The organism is Niveibacterium umoris (assembly GCF_014197015.1).
Lineage (GTDB): Bacteria > Pseudomonadota > Gammaproteobacteria > Burkholderiales > Rhodocyclaceae > Niveibacterium > Niveibacterium umoris.
This window is the reverse complement of the sequence record NZ_JACIET010000002.1, coordinates 1,505,274-1,521,910: the sequence shown is the minus strand read 5'-3', so window position 1 is coordinate 1,521,910 and position 16,637 is coordinate 1,505,274. Positions and strand designations below refer to the sequence as shown.

The window sequence follows — 16,637 nt, the reverse complement described above, 5'->3', positions numbered from 1 at the left end:
AAAAGGGCCGCATCACGCGGCCCTTTTGCATGGGGCAGGCCTCAGTTCGTGTAGCCCAGGTAGAGATACCCGGCCCACTTGCTGCTGCCGTCGTACTCCGACCAGCCGAGTCCGAGATACAGCGGGCCGAGCACCGTATCGACGCCAAGATAGGCCGACGCCGCCGGAATGACCTTGGTGTTGGTGCCGGTGAAGATCTGGTTCCACACCTTGCCCCCCTCGAGCGAGCCGCCAATGTAGGTGCCGGAGCCAAGCTGCGGCAGCAAGGCGCTGATCTGCTTGTAGACCATCACGCGCCCCAGGCCGGTTCGCGCGCCGGTGAGCTGGTTGGTCTGCAGGCCCGACAGCTGGAGGAAGCCCCCCAACTGATAGGGCACCGGTACCGTCGACAGCTTCTGGTCCAGCGAGCCGCGGACGCGCGCCGTCCCGCGGACGGTATAGGTGCCAAGCGTGCCGACGAGGTCGCCGTCAAACTGCAGCAGGTTCGCCTGGTCATCGACGTCGGTCAGCTTGCCCGCAACGTAGTCGCTGCGAAGGAAATAGCCATGCCGCGGCCATTTGGGGTTGTCGAGTTGGTCGACGATCAGCAGTGCATGCCCGCCCTTGAGCCGGGTCGTCACTTGCGAAGTCAGCCCGAAGCCGCCGGTGACCACTTCCCCCTTCAGGTGTTCGGTAAATCCGGTCACGCGGATTTCGCCGAAGCGCCCGAACGAATACCCGCCCCCCAGTTCCGCCCCGCGCGCATCGACGCCGATTTCGAACAGGCGGTTTCCGGACTCGTCGAACAGCGGCAGCGACGAGGTGGACGCCGCGACCCGCCCGACCAGAAAGGTCTGCGTGTCCGCCAGTGGCTGGTAGAACTCCGATTGCAGCGAGGTTTCCGCGCCCAGGCGCAGGTCATTCCGCCACTGGGCGCCCCACTGGTTCAGCCAGGTCAGCTGATAGTTGCCAAGAAAACTGATGCTCGCGGTGCGATAGGTGTCCAGCTTGAAGTCGATGCCCATGCGCAGGTAGTTCGGACCTACGCTGCGTTCCAGCGGCGTCACCGTCGCGATGCGCTGCCCGCCTTCGGTCTGCAGGCGGTAGTTGATCGAGTCGAAATCGCCGCTGTCATAAACCTTGTCGAAGCGATCGAGCAATTGCGCCTGTGTTGCCGGCGGCACATCGCCCGCGATCACGGATTCGACCGTGTCGAGCGGCACGAAGCGGGTCGGTGTCACGACCAGCTTGTCGTACGGTTTCTGCGCTTCCACCGTGCGGCCGGCGATCCGGGTGAGCCAACCACGATAGTGAGTGTCATCCATTGCGAGGCCTGCGAGCCTCGCCTCGAACGGCTTCATTGCTTCGCGCCCGCGCTGGATGATTTCCTTGACCGAAGTGAAGCTCGCTGGCGTATAGCCATCGAGATTGGGCTCGATCAGCACGTCGGAAGGGCCGATCAGCTTGCGCTGTTCGATCACGTTGCGGCCGGTCGCGATATTCATCGCCTGTGAGGCAACATCGAGGAAGGTACGGATCTGTTCGGTCTTGAGCATGGGCGTACCGACATCCACGACAATCACGATGTCGGCGGCGCAGGAACCGGGACTCCGGTCCTTCAGGTTTTCGACCGGCAGGTTGCGTACGAACATGCCGTCGACCAGCAGGCGGCCGTTGTCGTCGACGACGTCGAAGACGCCCGGCACGGCCATGCTCGCGCGCAGCGCGATCGCAAGATCGCCGCTCTTGAACACGCGCATGTCGCCCTTTTCGAGATCAGTCGCGACCGCTTCGAAGGGGATTGGCAGGTCGTTGAAGGATTCCTTGTAGATGTCGCGCGTCATCTCGCGCAAGAAGCGATCGATGAACTGCGAGCCGACCACGCTGCGCGGCACTTTCAGGCCCTCGGCGTCGAGCCCGAAGGTGGCGGCAGCGAGGTTCTGGTAGTCGTCGCGTTTGCGCGTGTAAGGCAGGTTGCGGCGATCCGGCGTGCCGCCGATGAGTCGGTCCCAATCGGCCTGCTCGAGGTTGCGAACGATCTCGGGTACCGGCATGCCCGACGCATAGATGCCACCCACCAGCGCTCCCGCACTTGTGCCCGCAATGCAGTCGATCGGCACCCGCATGCGTTCGAGTTGCTCGATGACGCCTACATGGGCGAGGCCGCGCGCGCCACCGCCACCGAGGACGAGTCCGATCTTCGGTCGCGCCGCGGTCGTTGCGGCGTTGCTGGCCGCAGCGGGCGCCGCGCTGGCTGGGAAAGCATGGCTAAGGGCCAGAATGGCCAACAGGCCGGCGAACAAGCACTTCATGGGGCCACCGTACGCAAGGATGCGCCCCGCTTATACCACAGGCCTATCGCGCCAAGATGGCCCCGCCTCAGGCGCCGTCAGCCCCCGGCGCGGCTCTTGCCAAGAGGTGCATTGACTCCAGCCAGGACATTCCGGGGGCGATTTCGCGCCATCCCGCGAGGCGTCGCGCCTGCAGGTTCAGGTTCGCCGCGTTGGTCACATGGCTCACCGGTTCGACACACACCAGCGGCGCGAACTCGGGCGAATACACCACGAGCCGGTCCAGGCCGGGCGAGGCGGTCATCTCGATCGACCAGTCTTCGTAATCGAGGCGGGCGCGCCGCGTCCAGCCGGAAAAGCCGTCGTCGAGTCCGGTCTGCAGCAAGGCATGACCATCGAAGGGGAAGCGCCCCAATGCGCGTTCGCTTCCGACGGGTATGCAATCGGAACGCAGCACCCAGTGGTCCATCACCCGCGCGCGCAATCGCGTGCCGGGCGGGCGCGGGAAGTAGGGATGGAAACCGAGCCCGCACGGCATCGGCGTATCGCTGCGGTTGGTGACGACCAGCGACACGCTCAGCCCCACGGCCGACAGCGAGAAGGTCTGCTCGACCGAGTAGGCCCAGGGCCATTCGCCGGCCTCACAGTCGAGGCGCAGCGTGGCCAGGCGATCGCTCTGTTCGACGACCTGCCAGGGACGCGTCCAGCCGAAGCCGTGGATCGCGTGGGGTGCGCCGAGCGGATGGGGTGCCAGCGCGATTTCAACACCGTCATGGCGAAAACGCCCTTGTTCGATGCGGTTGGAGAAGGGCACCAGCGGATAGCTGCCAGCGAAGCGGATGGCCTGCTCGAGCGGCTGATCGAGGGGTACCGGACGGATCACGTCGCGCGTGTGGCCACCGATGTCGGCGCGGCAGGCAAACAGCCGCCCGCCCACAGCAGGCGCCACAAGTGCAGACCAGCCCCCGGCCTGCAAGGTAATCAACGCTTCCTCGACCATCCCTGACCTCGACACATTTTGGTTCGACAATCGTACCAAACGTGCCGCGCCCGCGCGTGGCTCAGGCCCAGAGGCGTTCGAGCATGTCTTTGAGTTCGGCCTCGAAGTCACGCCGTAGCACCGCCAGTTCCGGCCGATGTAGCACCGCAGCGAGCGTCGGCGGCCAATCGAGCATTTGCCACAAGCCAATGCTCAGCGCATAGGTCTGCATCAGGCGCCGCGCACCTTCGTCGGCGCTGCACCCACACACCGCTGCAACCCCCGCGCCTGCCTCGGTCAGCATGGCCGCGAGGCGCTGCTTGAACGCCGTACCGACCTCAACGGCCAGATTGCGTTCGATGACGGTATTGCCGATCGCAGCGAGGCGCAGGAAGCCCGGGTGGGCGGCGAGCTCCCCGACGTAGGCCGCGATGAAGCGCGCACGCCAATCCTGCGCGCCACCGGCAAGCGATTCGCCGACAACGCGGATCAGGCCTTCGAGCCGCACTTCCATCAGCGCGAGGAAGATCTCTTCCTTCGTCGCGAAGTAAAGGTAGACCGTGCCCTTGGCAAGCCCCGCTTCGACCGCGATGGCGGCGACCGAGGGCAGCGCCGCCTCGCCGTGTCCGTACAGGCGCTCGGCTGCCGCGAGGATTTCCTGGCGGCGGGCGCTGCGTTCGTCATCCGACAGATTGGGTCTGGGTGGCATCAGTTCTTCATCAGTTGATAGGCAATCGCACTCTGCCAGCGGCGCGGCAGGAAGCGGTTGCCAAACACCGTCAGCGCGTTGGCGACACCCGGCACGATACTCGCCCGGCCCCGTGCCAGGGCTTTCAGGCCGATGCGCACCACCGGCAGGCTCTGCATCATCAGCATGCGCTGGTAGAAAGTCGCGCGCTGGCCCGACACCGCGAGGAACTTCGTCGCGGTGATGCCCGGCGACAGCACGCTCACCGTCACGCCACGACGGCCGAGTTCGTCGTTGAGCGCCTCGCCCAGCGACAGCACATAGGCCTTCGCCGCGCAGTAGGCGGCGTACAGCGGCGTCGCCTGATAGCCACCGATCGACGAAATCAGCAGGATGCGGCCGTGGCCCCGTGCCGCCATTTCGGCGCCGTAACGGTGGGTCAGCCGGGTCAGCGTCATCAGATCGACCTGCAGCATGGTCTCGATGCGCGCCCAGTCGGTGCTGACGAACTCGCCATAGACGCCGAAGCCCGCATTGTTGATCAGCACCTCGATCTGGATGCCCCGCGCGGCGATGCGCCGCTGCAGTTCGTCCGCCGACTCAGGCAGCGAAAGGTCGATCGATTCGACCACCACCTCCACGCCATGCGCGCTGCGCAGCGCGCTCGCAAGCGCTTCCATCGGCACCCGCGTGCGCGCCGCGAGCACCAGATTCATGCCCTGCGCGGCCAGTTCCCGCGCGAAGTCCTCACCGAGACCGCTCGACGCACCGGTGACCAGTGCCCAGGCGCCCTTCAACTGCTGTTGGCTCATGTTGTCCTCTCCATTAATGACCGCCGGTCATTGATAGAGCGGACATTAAATGACCTTTGGTCATTCGTCAACGCCGAGCGAAGAAAAGGCCGGCGCGGGGCCGGCTCGACGCGTGTGATGCGTGGGCTGTTACGGCGCACCCTTTTCGCGCCGGATCCAGGCTTCAAGCGCCTGCCGGCTCTGCCGCCGGATCGCGGCTTGCATCGGTGGCGTCCAGCCGAGCAGCGCCCCGACCAGCCCCATCGCCATGGCAGCCCAGCGCCACAGGCTGAAACTGTCTTCGTGGCTGGCGATCAGGCCGTCCCTGAACGTGAAGCGCGCGTCGATGCGATTGCGCACCTTGCGGCCCGTCTTGCTGAAGGTATACGTGGCATCCCAATGCGCCGCACCGGTGTTTGCATCGGCCGCTATCGCGCTCGCGACGACGCTCAGGTCTGTTGCGCGGGCCGTCAGCATCCGCCACATCGCGCCGACCTCGTCGGCACTTAGACGACCGAAGGCCGGGTCGCAGAAGGTCGCATCGGGCGCGTAGCAGGCGGCCATCGCGGCGCCGTCCTTGCGCTGGAGCGCGTCGTAAAAACGCAGGATCAGGGCTTCGTTCGGGTGCATCGGGTTTCGCTCCATCAAGCCTTCAGGTATTCGCTGCGGCCGCCATGCCAGCGTTCGAGGATCGCGGCGGCCGCAGCCGGTTGCCGCGCGAGCAGTTCTTCGGCCGCAGCGCGCGCGGCGTCCACCAGGTCGGCATCGGTCTCAAGATCGGCGTAGCGCAACAACGCGCTGCCGCTCTGGCGTGCGCCGATAAATTCGCCCGGACCGCGCAGGCGCAGATCCTCCTGCGCGATCGCGAAGCCATCGGTGTTCTCGTAGATCACCTTCAGGCGCGCCCGCCCGGCCTGCGACAAGGGCTGGCTGTAAATCAGGATGCACGCCGACGCAGCGGCACCGCGACCAACGCGCCCGCGCAATTGGTGCAACTGCGCTAGGCCGAAACGCTCGGCGTGTTCGATCACCATCAGGCTGGCGTTGGGCACATCCACACCCACCTCAATCACCGTGGTCGCGACGAGTACCTGCACTTCATTGCGCACAAAGCCGCCCATCACCGCCGCCTTCTCGTCGGCCTTCAGGCGCCCATGCACGAGACCGATCTTCAGCTCCGGCAGCTCGGCCAGCAGCCGTTCGTGCGTTTCGACGGCGGTCTGCAACTGCAGCGTCTCGCTCTCTTCGATCAGGGGGCACACCCAGTAGGCCTGACGACCCTCGCGGCAGGCATCGCGCACCTTCGCCACGACCTGATCGCGGCGCGCGTCGGACACCAGCTTGGTGACGATGGGGGTGCGGCCGGGCGGCAGTTCGTCGAGTATCGAGACATCGAGGTCGGCGTAAAAGCTCATCGCCAGCGTGCGCGGTATCGGCGTCGCACTCATCATCAGCATGTGCGGCAGCGGCGCACCTGCGCCTTCGTGCTTCTCGCGCAGTGCAAGGCGTTGGCGCACACCGAAACGATGCTGTTCGTCGACCACCGCCAGGCCGAGGCGAGGGAAGGCAACCGGGTCTTCGATCAGTGCGTGGGTGCCGACCGCCAGCATGGCCTCGCCCGAGGCCAGCATCGCAAGCGCGGCCTCGCGCGCCTTCTTCTTCTGGCTGCCGGCCAGCCAGGCGACCTTGATGCCGAGCGGCGCCAGCCAGGACTCAAGCTTGCGGAAGTGCTGCTCGGCGAGGATCTCGGTCGGCGCCATCAGAGCCGCCTGCCAGCCACTTTCCACCGCCTGCAACATCGCCAGCGTGGCAACGATGGTCTTGCCCGACCCCACATCGCCTTGCAACAGGCGCTGCATTGGATGCGGGGTCGCGAGGTCGCGTGCAATCTCATCCACGGCGCGTTGCTGCGCCCCCGTCAGCGCGAAGGGCAGGCTCGCCAGCAGCGGTCCGCTCAGGGCGCCGGTCCCCCGCAGCACGGTCGCCCGCCTGGCACGGCGCGCGGCGTAGGCCTTGCGCAGCGACAATTGCTGCGCGAGCAACTCCTCGAACTTGATGCGCCGCCACGCCGGGTGACTACGGTCCTCCAGCGCTGCGATCGACATGCCCGGTTGCGGATGATGCAGCGCCCGCACCGAGCGCTCGAACTCTGGCAGCCGCAGCGTCTTGCGCAGCGCTTCCGGCAGCAACTCGCCCATGTCGGCCTGCTTGATCGCCCGGTCGATCAGCTTGCGTAGCGCGCTCTGCGCAAGCCCAGCGGTGGTCGGATAAACGGGTGATAGGGCATCCGGCAAGGCCTCACCCTCGCGAACCACCTTGACGCGCGGATGGACCATCTCGTCGCCAAAGAAGCCCCCACGGATTTCGCCGAACACCCGCACCCGCGCCCCCTCGGCCAACTGCTTCTGCTGGCTGGGATAGAAGTTCAGGAAACGCAGCGTCAATTCGCCGGTCTCATCCGCGATGCGCGCCACCAATTGCCGTCGCGGCCGAAAGCCGATTTCGCAGTGCTGCACGACGCCCTCGACCTGCGTCGCCACGCCCAGCGGCGCGCCGGCAATCGGCACCACCCGCGTCTCGTCCTCGTAGCGCATCGGCAGGTGCAGCACCAGATCGGCCTCGCGGAACAGACCGAGCTTGTTCAGGCGGCTCGCGAGCGGTTTGGGCAGGGCACCAAAACCGTCGGACGTCGAAGAAAGAGCTTGAACCTTGGGCATCGCGCGATTCTAGACCGACACAATGTGATATTTGCCCCAGAGCCAATCGCGCCGTTGCGCGAAATAGTGCCTAGCATCACCCAATATAGCGGGAAAACTAAAATGCTTTCATTCAGCGATTGCGGCCACTGATCACCAGGCCGCAATGACTGCGGCGAAGGAGCAAGGCTGGTGGCTCGTGGCGAGGAAGTCGACAATAATTTCGATTTGCTGCGGCATGTCGCGGCAACGCTGGTGCTTTGGTTTCACGCGTTTTCGCTCTCCGCCAGCCGCAATGACCCTCTGGCCGGCACACCGTTCGACGGCGCTCTCGGCGTTAACATCTTCTTCGCCATCAGTGGCTTCCTGATCACCGAGAGCTGGATACGACGCAGCAACGCGCTCGCATTTGCCGAGGCCCGAGTGCTGCGCATCATGCCGGCTCTGCTCGCCTCGGTCGGCCTCTGCGCTTTCGTAATCGGCCCTGCCCTAAGCCGCGCCTCGCTTACCGAATACCTGTTCGACTGGCATCTGCGCTGGTTCGTATTGGGCAACGCATCCCTCTTATGGATGGAGGAGGAACTTCCCCAACTGTTCATAACAAACCCGCATCCGGCGATCGTCAACGGATCGTTATGGACGCTACCCAAGGAAGCGACCATGTATGGCTTGGTGCTCGGGATCGGGCTGCTATGCAGAGGAAAGGCGCTTTCGCGCGCATTCATTCCGTTGCTTTGTGTGGCGTTCGCAATTGCGTCGTGGCGCTTCATCCAGCTCGAGCAGAGCGAGCATGCACTTTCGCTGGCACGCGTCTCACGCTATTTCATTGCTGGCGCGATTATCGGATCGCTGTCAAACAGCGCGCGGGGGCCTGCGATCGTCGCGGTCTTTCTTTTGGCCTCGCTAGTCGCCGCACCCTTGCCCACAGCGATTCAAGCGATCGCCATTCCCATCGCTCTAGCCTCCGCTGTACTGGCGTGCGCACGTATACGCCTGCCGATGGTCGTTGGCGGTCGGTGGCCGGTTGACTTGTCTTACGGGCTCTACATTTACGGTTACCCGCTGCAGCAAGTGCTTTTCCAGTGTTGGCCACAGCTGGATGGCTATCGCATGTTCGCCATTTCGCTCCCGCTGACCGGTCTGGTAGCCATAGCGTCGTGGCACTTCGTGGAAAAACCGGCGCTGGCAAAGAAGGGACAGTTTGCTGCTTGGCTGCGTCCGCGTGTCGCGGTCAGAAGCATCCACGCGGACTAGCGGACAACTGCTAAACCCGGCTAGAGCTCCCGCGCCTTGAAGGTGTCGCAATCGGAGATTTGGCCGCGCTCAAGCCCACGCGAGAACCAGCGCACGCGTTGTTCCGACGAGCCGTGGGTGAAGCTTTCCGGCACCGCTACGCCACGCGCCTGCTTCTGCAGCGTGTCGTCGCCGATGGCGGTGGCAGCCGTCAGCGCCTCTTCGACGTCGCCCGGTTCTAGCTTGAGGTTTCCGCTGGCCACAGCCTGCTTGGCCCACAAGCCGGCAAAGCAGTCCGCTTGCAGTTCAAGGCGCACCGAGAGCGCGTTGCGCTGCGCCTCGCCTCGCGCCTGCTGCGCCGCATGCACCTTGTCGGAGATGCCGAGCACTTTCTGCACATGGTGGCCCACCTCATGCGCGATCACATAGGCCTGGGCGAAGTCGCCCGGCGCCTTGAAGCGGCGCGCGAGTTCGTCGTAAAAACCCAGGTCGATATATACCTTTTCGTCAGCCGGGCAATAGAAGGGCCCCATCGCGGCCTGGCCTTGGCCACAGCCGGTGCGTATCTGGCCCCGGAAGAGCACCAGCTTGGGCTTGGGATACTGCGCGCCGCGCGCTTCGAAGATGCGACTCCAGGTCTTCTCGGTGTCGTGCAGGACGACACCGACCAGCTTGCGCGCCTGGGCCTCGCTGGCCGATTCGGTGACCGGGCCCGCCGGGCGGTGCTGCGTCGCGGGGGCCGGCGATTGCGAGGCCAGGTTGAGCACCACGCGGGGGTCGATGCCGAAGTACCAGGCCGCCAGCGCAAGCACCACGGTACCGATGCCGATAGAGCCGCCGCCGATCGGCAAGCCGCCACCCCCGCCTTCACCGCGACGGTCTTCGATGTTGTCACTACCGGATTCGTCTTCGAAGCGCATGGTGCCTCCTCGGAAAGCAAAAGGCCCGCGCTCGGCGGGCCTGGGCAAGCTTGCGTGCGTTCAGGCGCCCAACACCAGGATCGCGTCGGCCTCGACCAGCGAGCCGCGCGGCAGCTCCTTCACGCCGACGGCGGCGCGCGCGGGATACGGCTCGCTGAAGTAGCGCGCCATCACCGTGTTCACGGTCGCGAAGTTCGACAGATCGGTCAGGTAGATCGTCAGCTTGACCGCATCAGCGAGCGAGCCGCCCGCGGCTTCGGCGACCGCCTTCAGGTTCTCGAACATCTGCACGGTCTGCGCCTCGAAGCCACCCTCGACCAAGGTCATGCTGACCGGGTCGAGCGGGATCTGGCCCGAGAGGTAGACGGTGTTTCCGGCCTTCACAGCCTGCGAATAGGTGCCAATGGCCGCCGGCGCTGCCGGCGTTGAAATGATCGATTTGCTCACATCTTGCTCCTTGATGCGGAGGGCCCGAATGCCCGCCACCGTATCTCAGTCAGCCGAACGCAGCGTGATGTCGCAACCCACGTTCGCGATGGCTTTTTGCAGCCCCTTGCGCGACCCCAGGTTGATGACGAGCGGCGCGGTCAGGATCGCCCGCACCGGGCTACCGGACTCTTCGGCATTGCGCCGCAGGATCACCATCACCGCGGCATCTTCGGCACGCTGCAATTCGATCGAAGCCAGTTCGTCGTCGGTCAGCGTGAACTCGTAATGCAGACCGAACTGGTCGGGCGAGGCAATCGAAAACGCCACGTCGGGATGGGTGCTCGACTGCAGGTAAAACACACGCGGCTGGTCGGCATCCGGATGCAGCAGGGCGAAGTCCCGGCAATCCTCGAAACCGGGCAAGCCACCCGGGAACTGGATGAGCTTGTCGTCGGCCACTTCGATCGTACCGAACTGCGCGCTTTCGATCTGCATGCTTGCTTCTCCCCTCGTGACCAGTCCAGGCCGGCCGTTCGTGTGTTTCGCTCAGGGTTGCTTGACGGTCACCAGCTGACCGCGCGCAATCCCCAGCGTCTTGAGTTTGTTCTGTGCCTGTTCGGCGTCCTGACGCGACTTGAAGGGCCCGACCACGACACGCGATTCGACTTGCGCCGGTATGCCGGCCAGTTCGAGTCTTGCACGCAAGTCCTCGGCATTCTTCGCGCTGGAGAATACCCCAGCCTGCAAGGCAAACGCGCGACCCGCCGGGGGTTTCGCGCCGGCCGGTGCCGGCTCGGCCTGCACCACCAGGCGCGGGGCGCCGGCTATATGCTCACCGGCTTGCAAGCGGACGCGCCCGCCCGTACCTTCTGCGGATGCCGATGACGATGGGGCTGCCTTGCGCGCCGGGGGCACCTCGGCGGGCGCTTCGGTGGTAACGCCTCGCGTCTCTTCGGCCACGTCAACGGCCACCGCGGGCTCGCTCGCAGCAGGCATCGGCGTGGGTTCGCTCTGAGCAACCGGCGGCGACGATTCAGCCACTGGCAAACCAGCCGATTGGGCGGCGGGGGCGGCCTCACCGCTGGCCGCGCGAATCTGCTGCGGGGTCGGAACAGCGGCGGATTTGCCCGTCGGCTGCGGCTCGGCGGACTCGTCGGGCGCACGCTCCCACACCAGCAGGGCCACCAGCAATACGCCAATCACCGCCGCTGCAACGCCGCCTCTGATCAACAACTGCCGACGTTCGTCCTTTTCAGGTGCCGTGGCGGCGGGGCGGGCTTCGGCCATGCGCTTCACTCCTGTGTACGTGCGCCACGCGCCAGCGCGGCAACCAGTTCGGCTTCGGACACCGAGATGCCGCAGCGCTCGGCGATCGCGGCGGTTTCAAACCCGCGCTGCGCCAGCGCCACCGCTTCGCCGTATTGCGGCGAAACGCTACGCGCGTTGCGCAAGGCGCCGATTTCGGCCTCGAAACTTTCGCGCATCGCATCCATTTCCTCGCGCAGACTCGTCTGGGCTGCCTCAAGGGCTTCGACCTGGAAGCGCAGGCGGGCAAGTTCAACGAGCGCATCGAAGGCTTCACGTTCGGTTCTGGAATGGACGTGATCGACAGGGGTCAGGGCCTCGACCAGCGGTTTGGGCGGTGGTGGCGGTTCGACGCGGTCGAGGGTGTCGAGCACGGTTTCGTATTCCGGCTCGTAACGCGGTTCCGCGGGGGCCGGGCGAGACACCCGGAACAGGCGCAGCACGACATAGGCGAGATAGAGGCACAGCAGCGCCACCAGGCCCATGATTACTTCGCGCAAACCCAAATCGCTCTCCTCGCTGCATCCGGCATCGGGCGTCGCTGCCGCAGCCTCACCTGATCGGCGCCGGCCGGCACCGCCTGCGATAATACTGGCCCCGCCCCGCTTGCAACAATCGCATTGATGGATTTGCACACTTTAGCGTTTCTTGCCAAGAAGCTGATCGGCATTTTCCTGTTGCCGCCCATGCTGCCGCTCACGTTAGTCATGCTTGGTCTGTTGCTGATGAAACGACGCCCACGCAGCGGCCGCTGGCTTGCGTGGGGCGGCGTCGCGGTCGGGGTGCTGCTGAGCTGGCCGGTCAGCGTGGGATGGATGCTGCGGGAACTGGAGCACGACGCACCGATCACCGCGTCGCAATTGAAGCAGGCGCAGGCGATCGTGATCCTCGCCGGCGGGCGGCGCCGCTACGCGCCGGAATTCGGCGGCGAGACAATCAGCCGCATCACGCTGGAACGTACGCTGTACGGCGCGCGCCTGGCAAAGCAGAGCGGGCTGCCGGTGCTGGTCACCGGAGGCTCGCCGACACGCGGCACACCTGAGGCAGAACTGATGCGGCGGACCCTGCGTGACGATTTCGGCGTCGCAGCCCGCTGGGTCGAGGGCGCCTCGCTGGATACCCGCGAGAACGCGGTTTTCAGCGCGCAACTGCTGTCGGCAGCGGGCATCAAGCGCATTGCCCTGGTGACCCATGCCGCGCACATGCCGCGGTCGATCAGGGAATTCGAACAGGCCGGCTTGACGGTCTACCCGGCGCCGACCGCCTATTTCACCGGTCGCGACGACGCGCCTGATGCGCTACCCGATCTGCCCAACGCCAACAGTGCCTATGCCGGCTTTTACGCGCTCCACGAATGGCTGGGTCTGATTGCACTGCGGCTGCGCAGCGCCCTCTGAGACCCGCCCGCAGGCGTCGCTCCGCTCACGCAGGCCTGCCCGGGCCCACTCCAGACTCAAGCCTTACCCAGACGCTTGACGAGTTGTTCGCTGAGCATCGCGGTGAGGCCATAGATCGTCAGCTGCGGATTCGCCCCCAGTGAGGTCGGCAGGATCGAGCCATCGTGCACCGACAGGTTTTCGAGCTGGTGGTGGACGCCATCCGGCCGCACCACGCCGCCCTTTTCATCGGGCGACATCGCGGCGCCGCCCATCACATGGGCGCTGACGACCTTGGTGCGGCGCGTCGCGAGCTTGAGCGCATCGATCTGCGCATGCGCGTCGGCCACCCGCGTGGTCGCCTTCGCATCGAGGTGGATCGGCAATACGGTCTTCGCGCCCACCGCGTACTGCAGGTCGGCCATGGCGTGGAAGGCCTTGCGCGCGCCGGCCCAGACGTAATCAGTGAGCGGGTAGTCGAGTTGCGGATCGCCGTGGCCGTCGAGCACCACGCGCCCGCCCTGGCTTTGCTCGTGGAAGCCGTCGCGCAGCAAGGCAATCGCCACGTACCAGTGGTTCATCTGCCGCATGTAATGGCGGTGTGCTTCGCCGAAGTCCGACATCACGACCGATGCGATCAGCGGGTGGATCGGCGGCACTTCGAGCTTGAAGCCCATGCTGCCGTCTTTCGGCCACAGGTATTCGTCGATGTAGATCGACTGCGGCGCACCGGTAAACGCCTCGACCGGCTCAGGCATCAATGCCGCCGACAGCACCACCGGGTGCAGGAAGGTGCGTGCGCCGGTGTGGCGATGCGGATCGGGCGCGGCGGACCGCAGCAGCAACGCCGGCGTGCCGATGGCACCACCGGCCAGCACGAAGTGCTTGGCCTGCAAACGCACGGTGCGATCGCGCCGCACCTGTCCAAAGGCATCCATCGGGTGCGCGATCAGCGCGCTGACGCGACCGTTGGCGTGCTCCAGGCGCTCGGCACGCATCCGCGACAGCAGCCGCGCGCCGTGATCCATCGCCGCCGGAATCGTCGTCACCAGCATCGACTGCTTGGCGTTGGTCGAACAGCCCATGCCGCAGTAGCCCAGGTTCCAGCACCCCTTGACGTTGCGGTGGATCGTCACGGGTTCGAGGGCCAGCTTGTAGGCGCCGTCACGCAGCAAGGCGTTGTGGCGGTTCGGCTGGGTCGGCCAGGCGGCAATCGACAAGCGCTCTTCGCGGCGCTCGAACCACGGCTGCATGGCTTCAGGCGTGAGCCCGCTCAGACCGTGGTGTTCGCGCCAGTGCGCCAGCGTGTTGTCGGGGGTGCGGATGCTGGTCGTCCAGTTCACCACCGTCGACCCGCCGACGGTGCGGCCCTGCAGGATGCCGACGCCGTGGTCCATGGTTTTGCGCCCCGCCGATTCCTGATAGAGCCGCGGGTAGGACAAGCGCTCTTCCAGCTGGAAGTCGCGCGAGGTGTTCAGGGCGCCCTCCTCCAGCAGGATCACCGACAGCCCGGCCTGCGTCAGTCGTTCGGCCGTTGTGCCACCACCGGCGCCAGTGCCGACGATGACGACGTCCGCTTCCAGCGTGAGGTCTTTTTCAAGCTTGGCACCGTCGATGTGATGGTCGCGCCACTTCCCGTCGAAGGCTTCGCCGATCGGGTCGGGCAGCTGGTTGTGCCGCGCGGTTTGCAGGGGCGTGTTCATCAGTTCAGCTTCAGTGTGGGCGGACCGGCATAAGCGCAGTCCGCGAAGTGATCGGGATTGCCGTACCACACGCCCATCGTCAGGTCGTGCAGACCGCCGTAGGCCTGCTGCATCAGCGCCAGCGCATGATCGCGCCAGCTCTGGATCATGCCGGCGGCGCGCGCCGGGTCGACCTGCGCCCACCCGGCGAACGACCCCGCGACCAGCACGCGCCCGGCCTGGCGGCCGAGCAGCCCGAACAGCTTGCGCATGTCGTCGCGCACACGCGGCGGCATGCCCAGCAGCGCGGTATCGATGCCGCGCAGCAGGGTCAGCGTTTCGGCGGTCGCCTTGGCAGCGTCCGCCGGCCAGGTGCCGGCCAGCATCGCCGGCGCCAGCGCGGCAAGGATCGCGCGATCTTGCGTGGTCAGGAAACCATAGGGGTGGGCATCGTCTTCCAGCGCGGCGCTGTCCGGCCACGCGGCCACAACGCCCAGCGCGGTCGCCACACCCGCGCTGACACCGAGGAAAAGGAAGCGACGACGTGTTGCGTTGATGCTCATGATGCGAAGGCTCGACTCCATCCTTGTCTTCTACGCTCAGGGGGCGATCCGCTCTTGTGATTGGACGCCAGCCGACACCGACGGGTTTCCACAAACCCGCTGCCGCAACTGATTCAGCGCAACATCAGCCGGATCAGCTTTTCCGCCAATGGCTTGCCAAAGGGTGGATGCAGGATCGCCGAACCATTCAGCGCCGCCTGACGGAACACGGCGCGCTGCTGCGAGAAGGTCTTGAACCCTTCCGGGCCGTGGTAACGCCCCATGCCCGAAGGGCCGACACCGCCAAACGGGATGTCGTCCTGCGCGATATGCAGGATGCAGTCGTTCACCGTGACACCGCCCGATGCCGTGCGGTCCAGCAGCGATTCGATGCGGCGACGCTGGTCGTCGAACACATACAGCGCAAGCGGCCGGTCGTGCGCGTTCACGTAGGCAATGGCGTCGTCGAGCGTGTCGTAAGGAATGATCGGCAGGATCGGGCCGAAGATTTCTTCCTGCATCACGCGCATCGCCGGCGTGCCGCCGAGCAGCACCACCGGCGCCATCTTGCGACCACTCAAGGCGCCGTCCGGCAGCAGGGGTTCAACGCGGGCGCCCATCGCGCGCGCTTCGTCGAGCAGCGCCTGCATGCGTGCGAATTGGCGTTCGTGGGCAAGGCTTGCCAGATCCGGCGAGGCCGCGTCACCGTAAAGCTTGGCTGCGAAGGCGCGCATCGCCGCGATGAAGGCTTCTTCCTGACCGCGCGGCAGCAACACGTAGTCGGGCGCGATGCAGGTCTGGCCGCAATTCATCATCTTGCCGAAGCCGATGCGTTGCGCGGCCGTCTTGATATCGACGCCGGGCGCGACGATCGCCGGCGACTTGCCTCCGAGTTCCAGCGTCACCGGCGTCAGGTTCTTTGCCGCCGCCGCCATGACGATGCGACCGACCGGCGTGGAACCGGTGAACAGCAGGTGGTCAAAGGGCAGCGACGAAAACTCCGCCGCCACATCCGCGCCACCCAGCACCACGCTGACCAGATCCGGCGGAAAGGCTTCGGCAATCAGCCGCGCGAACAACTCGCCGAAGGCCGGGCCGTACTCGCTCATCTTGACCAGCACACGGTTGCCCGCTGCAAGCGCCCCCACCAGCGGCCCGACTGCCAGATACAGCGGATAGTTCCAGGGCACGATCACACCCACCACGCCCAGCGGCTGGTAACGCACTTGTGAGCGGCCCGGCAGGAACCACAGCCCGGTATGGCGGCGCGCGGGCTTCATCCAGCCTGCAACCTTGCTGCGCGCGTAGCGGATCGCTTCAAGACTGGGAAAGATCTCGATCAGGCGTGTCTCGGTGGACGACCGGTGACCGAAGTCCGCGGAAATCGCATCGCAGATCGCCTGCTGGTTGTCCTTGAGCAGCCGTGCGAGGCGGTCGAGGTTGGCACGGCGCGCGGCCGCATCCGGCATCGGCTCGCGGCCGAACGCCGCACGCTGGGCGGCAAAGGTCGAAGACAGGCCGCTTTGCGGCAGGTCCGTGGGTTTCATGCTTGTCTCCTCGGCGGCTCTGTAATTGTCTGCTTCCGGCCGCTCGTTCCAGTACGGTACGGTATGGTGAAACAAAACGGAAGTCATTAGGGGCATCCCCCTAAACCTTGCAGCAAGATTTACTCACGGTTGCGCGTTTGTGCCGCATGGAGGCATCGGCTAGACTCGTCCGGTTTTCT

At 65.7% G+C, this 16,637-nt stretch carries 16 protein-coding genes; 2 read left to right on the top strand and 14 right to left on the bottom strand.

Features of this window, described 5'->3' with window-relative positions; translation table 11 throughout:
- Positions 1-41 precede the first annotated feature (41 nt).
- The 6 genes from GGR36_RS19060 to recG all read right to left on the bottom strand — a co-directional run bounded on the left by GGR36_RS19060 (position 42) and on the right by recG (position 7,445).
- Complete coding sequence (locus GGR36_RS19060) at positions 42-2,291, bottom strand: patatin-like phospholipase family protein (RefSeq protein WP_183636667.1); 2,250 nt, start codon at positions 2,289-2,291, stop codon at positions 42-44.
- A gap of 67 nt (positions 2,292-2,358) precedes the next feature.
- A complete protein-coding gene (locus tag GGR36_RS19055; protein ID WP_183636664.1) occupies positions 2,359-3,270 on the bottom strand; it encodes an aldose 1-epimerase in 912 nt (303 codons plus the stop codon).
- Between the two features lie 61 nt (positions 3,271-3,331).
- The gene (locus tag GGR36_RS19050) at positions 3,332-3,958 is read right to left on the bottom strand and encodes a TetR/AcrR family transcriptional regulator (protein ID WP_183636661.1); all 627 of its coding nucleotides are present in this window, start codon (positions 3,956-3,958) and stop codon (positions 3,332-3,334) included.
- The gene (locus GGR36_RS19045; protein WP_183636659.1) at positions 3,958-4,749 is read right to left on the bottom strand and encodes an SDR family NAD(P)-dependent oxidoreductase; all 792 of its coding nucleotides are present in this window, start codon (positions 4,747-4,749) and stop codon (positions 3,958-3,960) included. Before GGR36_RS19045 ends, GGR36_RS19050 begins: the two co-directional genes overlap by 1 nt.
- Before the next feature lie 129 nt (positions 4,750-4,878).
- Positions 4,879-5,358: a nuclear transport factor 2 family protein gene (locus tag GGR36_RS19040; RefSeq protein ID WP_183636656.1), complete on the bottom strand. Its 480-nt coding sequence runs from the start codon at positions 5,356-5,358 to the stop codon at positions 4,879-4,881.
- Between the two features lie 14 nt (positions 5,359-5,372).
- Entirely contained in the window at positions 5,373-7,445 is a 2,073-nt protein-coding gene (gene recG, locus GGR36_RS19035; RefSeq protein WP_183636653.1) for an ATP-dependent DNA helicase RecG, read from the bottom strand.
- 171 nt (positions 7,446-7,616) lie between these two features.
- Here recG and GGR36_RS19030 point away from each other — a divergent pair, with 171 nt between their 5' ends.
- Positions 7,617-8,678 (top strand): acyltransferase family protein, encoded by a 1,062-nt coding sequence (locus GGR36_RS19030; protein ID WP_183636649.1) that lies wholly within the window; start codon positions 7,617-7,619, stop codon positions 8,676-8,678.
- Positions 8,679-8,698: 20 nt separating this feature from the next.
- Here GGR36_RS19030 and ypfJ read toward each other — a convergent pair whose 3' ends face one another.
- Genes ypfJ through GGR36_RS19005 form a run of 5 tightly spaced genes read right to left on the bottom strand, consistent with a single transcriptional unit; the run spans position 8,699 to position 11,811 of the window.
- Positions 8,699-9,577: a KPN_02809 family neutral zinc metallopeptidase gene (gene ypfJ, locus GGR36_RS19025; RefSeq protein ID WP_183636646.1), complete on the bottom strand. Its 879-nt coding sequence runs from the start codon at positions 9,575-9,577 to the stop codon at positions 8,699-8,701.
- Between the two features lie 60 nt (positions 9,578-9,637).
- Positions 9,638-10,024, bottom strand: a complete 387-nt coding sequence (locus GGR36_RS19020) for a Rid family detoxifying hydrolase (protein WP_183636641.1) — start codon at positions 10,022-10,024, stop codon at positions 9,638-9,640.
- 45 nt (positions 10,025-10,069) lie between these two features.
- Entirely contained in the window at positions 10,070-10,501 is a 432-nt protein-coding gene (gene fliW, locus GGR36_RS19015; RefSeq protein ID WP_183636638.1) for a flagellar assembly protein FliW, read from the bottom strand.
- Positions 10,502-10,552: 51 nt separating this feature from the next.
- Positions 10,553-11,293: an SPOR domain-containing protein gene (locus GGR36_RS19010; protein WP_183636635.1), complete on the bottom strand. Its 741-nt coding sequence runs from the start codon at positions 11,291-11,293 to the stop codon at positions 10,553-10,555.
- Positions 11,294-11,298: 5 nt separating this feature from the next.
- On the bottom strand, positions 11,299-11,811 hold the full coding sequence (locus GGR36_RS19005; RefSeq protein WP_183636632.1) for a DUF2802 domain-containing protein: 513 nt from the start codon (positions 11,809-11,811) through the stop codon (positions 11,299-11,301).
- A gap of 123 nt (positions 11,812-11,934) precedes the next feature.
- Here GGR36_RS19005 and GGR36_RS19000 point away from each other — a divergent pair, with 123 nt between their 5' ends.
- Positions 11,935-12,708 (top strand): YdcF family protein, encoded by a 774-nt coding sequence (locus GGR36_RS19000; RefSeq protein ID WP_183636629.1) that lies wholly within the window; start codon positions 11,935-11,937, stop codon positions 12,706-12,708.
- 56 nt (positions 12,709-12,764) lie between these two features.
- On the opposite strand, the gene GGR36_RS18995 is transcribed toward GGR36_RS19000, so the two are convergent.
- From GGR36_RS18995 to GGR36_RS18985, 3 genes are all read right to left on the bottom strand, one after another.
- Positions 12,765-14,390: a GMC family oxidoreductase gene (locus GGR36_RS18995; RefSeq protein ID WP_183636626.1), complete on the bottom strand. Its 1,626-nt coding sequence runs from the start codon at positions 14,388-14,390 to the stop codon at positions 12,765-12,767.
- Positions 14,390-14,932 carry a hypothetical protein gene (locus GGR36_RS18990; RefSeq protein WP_183636623.1) on the bottom strand — a complete coding sequence of 181 codons (543 nt, stop codon included), beginning with the start codon at positions 14,930-14,932 and terminating at the stop codon, positions 14,390-14,392. The genes GGR36_RS18995 and GGR36_RS18990 overlap by 1 nt, the downstream gene beginning before the upstream one ends.
- A 113-nt stretch (positions 14,933-15,045) precedes the next feature.
- Positions 15,046-16,458, bottom strand: a complete 1,413-nt coding sequence (locus GGR36_RS18985; protein ID WP_183636619.1) for a coniferyl aldehyde dehydrogenase — start codon at positions 16,456-16,458, stop codon at positions 15,046-15,048.
- Positions 16,459-16,637: the final 179 nt, after the last annotated feature.

Bases quoted from the DNA above. Each gene is read 5' to 3' on its own strand.
- GGR36_RS19060 (WP_183636667.1), bottom strand. From the start codon at position 2,291: ATGAAGTGCTTGTTCGCCGGCCTGTTGGCCATTCTGGCCCTTAGCCAT.
- GGR36_RS19055 (WP_183636664.1), bottom strand. From the start codon at position 3,270: ATGGTCGAGGAAGCGTTGATTACCTTGCAGGCCGGGGGCTGGTCTGCA.
- GGR36_RS19050 (WP_183636661.1), bottom strand. From the start codon at position 3,958: ATGCCACCCAGACCCAATCTGTCGGATGACGAACGCAGCGCCCGCCGC.
- GGR36_RS19045 (WP_183636659.1), bottom strand. From the start codon at position 4,749: ATGAGCCAACAGCAGTTGAAGGGCGCCTGGGCACTGGTCACCGGTGCG.
- GGR36_RS19040 (WP_183636656.1), bottom strand. From the start codon at position 5,358: ATGCACCCGAACGAAGCCCTGATCCTGCGTTTTTACGACGCGCTCCAG.
- recG (WP_183636653.1), bottom strand. From the start codon at position 7,445: ATGCCCAAGGTTCAAGCTCTTTCTTCGACGTCCGACGGTTTTGGTGCC.
- ypfJ (WP_183636646.1), bottom strand. From the start codon at position 9,577: ATGCGCTTCGAAGACGAATCCGGTAGTGACAACATCGAAGACCGTCGC.
- fliW (WP_183636638.1), bottom strand. From the start codon at position 10,501: ATGCAGATCGAAAGCGCGCAGTTCGGTACGATCGAAGTGGCCGACGAC.
- GGR36_RS19010 (WP_183636635.1), bottom strand. From the start codon at position 11,293: ATGGCCGAAGCCCGCCCCGCCGCCACGGCACCTGAAAAGGACGAACGT.
- GGR36_RS19000 (WP_183636629.1), top strand. From the start codon at position 11,935: ATGGATTTGCACACTTTAGCGTTTCTTGCCAAGAAGCTGATCGGCATT.
- GGR36_RS18995 (WP_183636626.1), bottom strand. From the start codon at position 14,390: ATGAACACGCCCCTGCAAACCGCGCGGCACAACCAGCTGCCCGACCCG.
- GGR36_RS18990 (WP_183636623.1), bottom strand. From the start codon at position 14,932: ATGAGCATCAACGCAACACGTCGTCGCTTCCTTTTCCTCGGTGTCAGC.
- GGR36_RS18985 (WP_183636619.1), bottom strand. From the start codon at position 16,458: ATGAAACCCACGGACCTGCCGCAAAGCGGCCTGTCTTCGACCTTTGCC.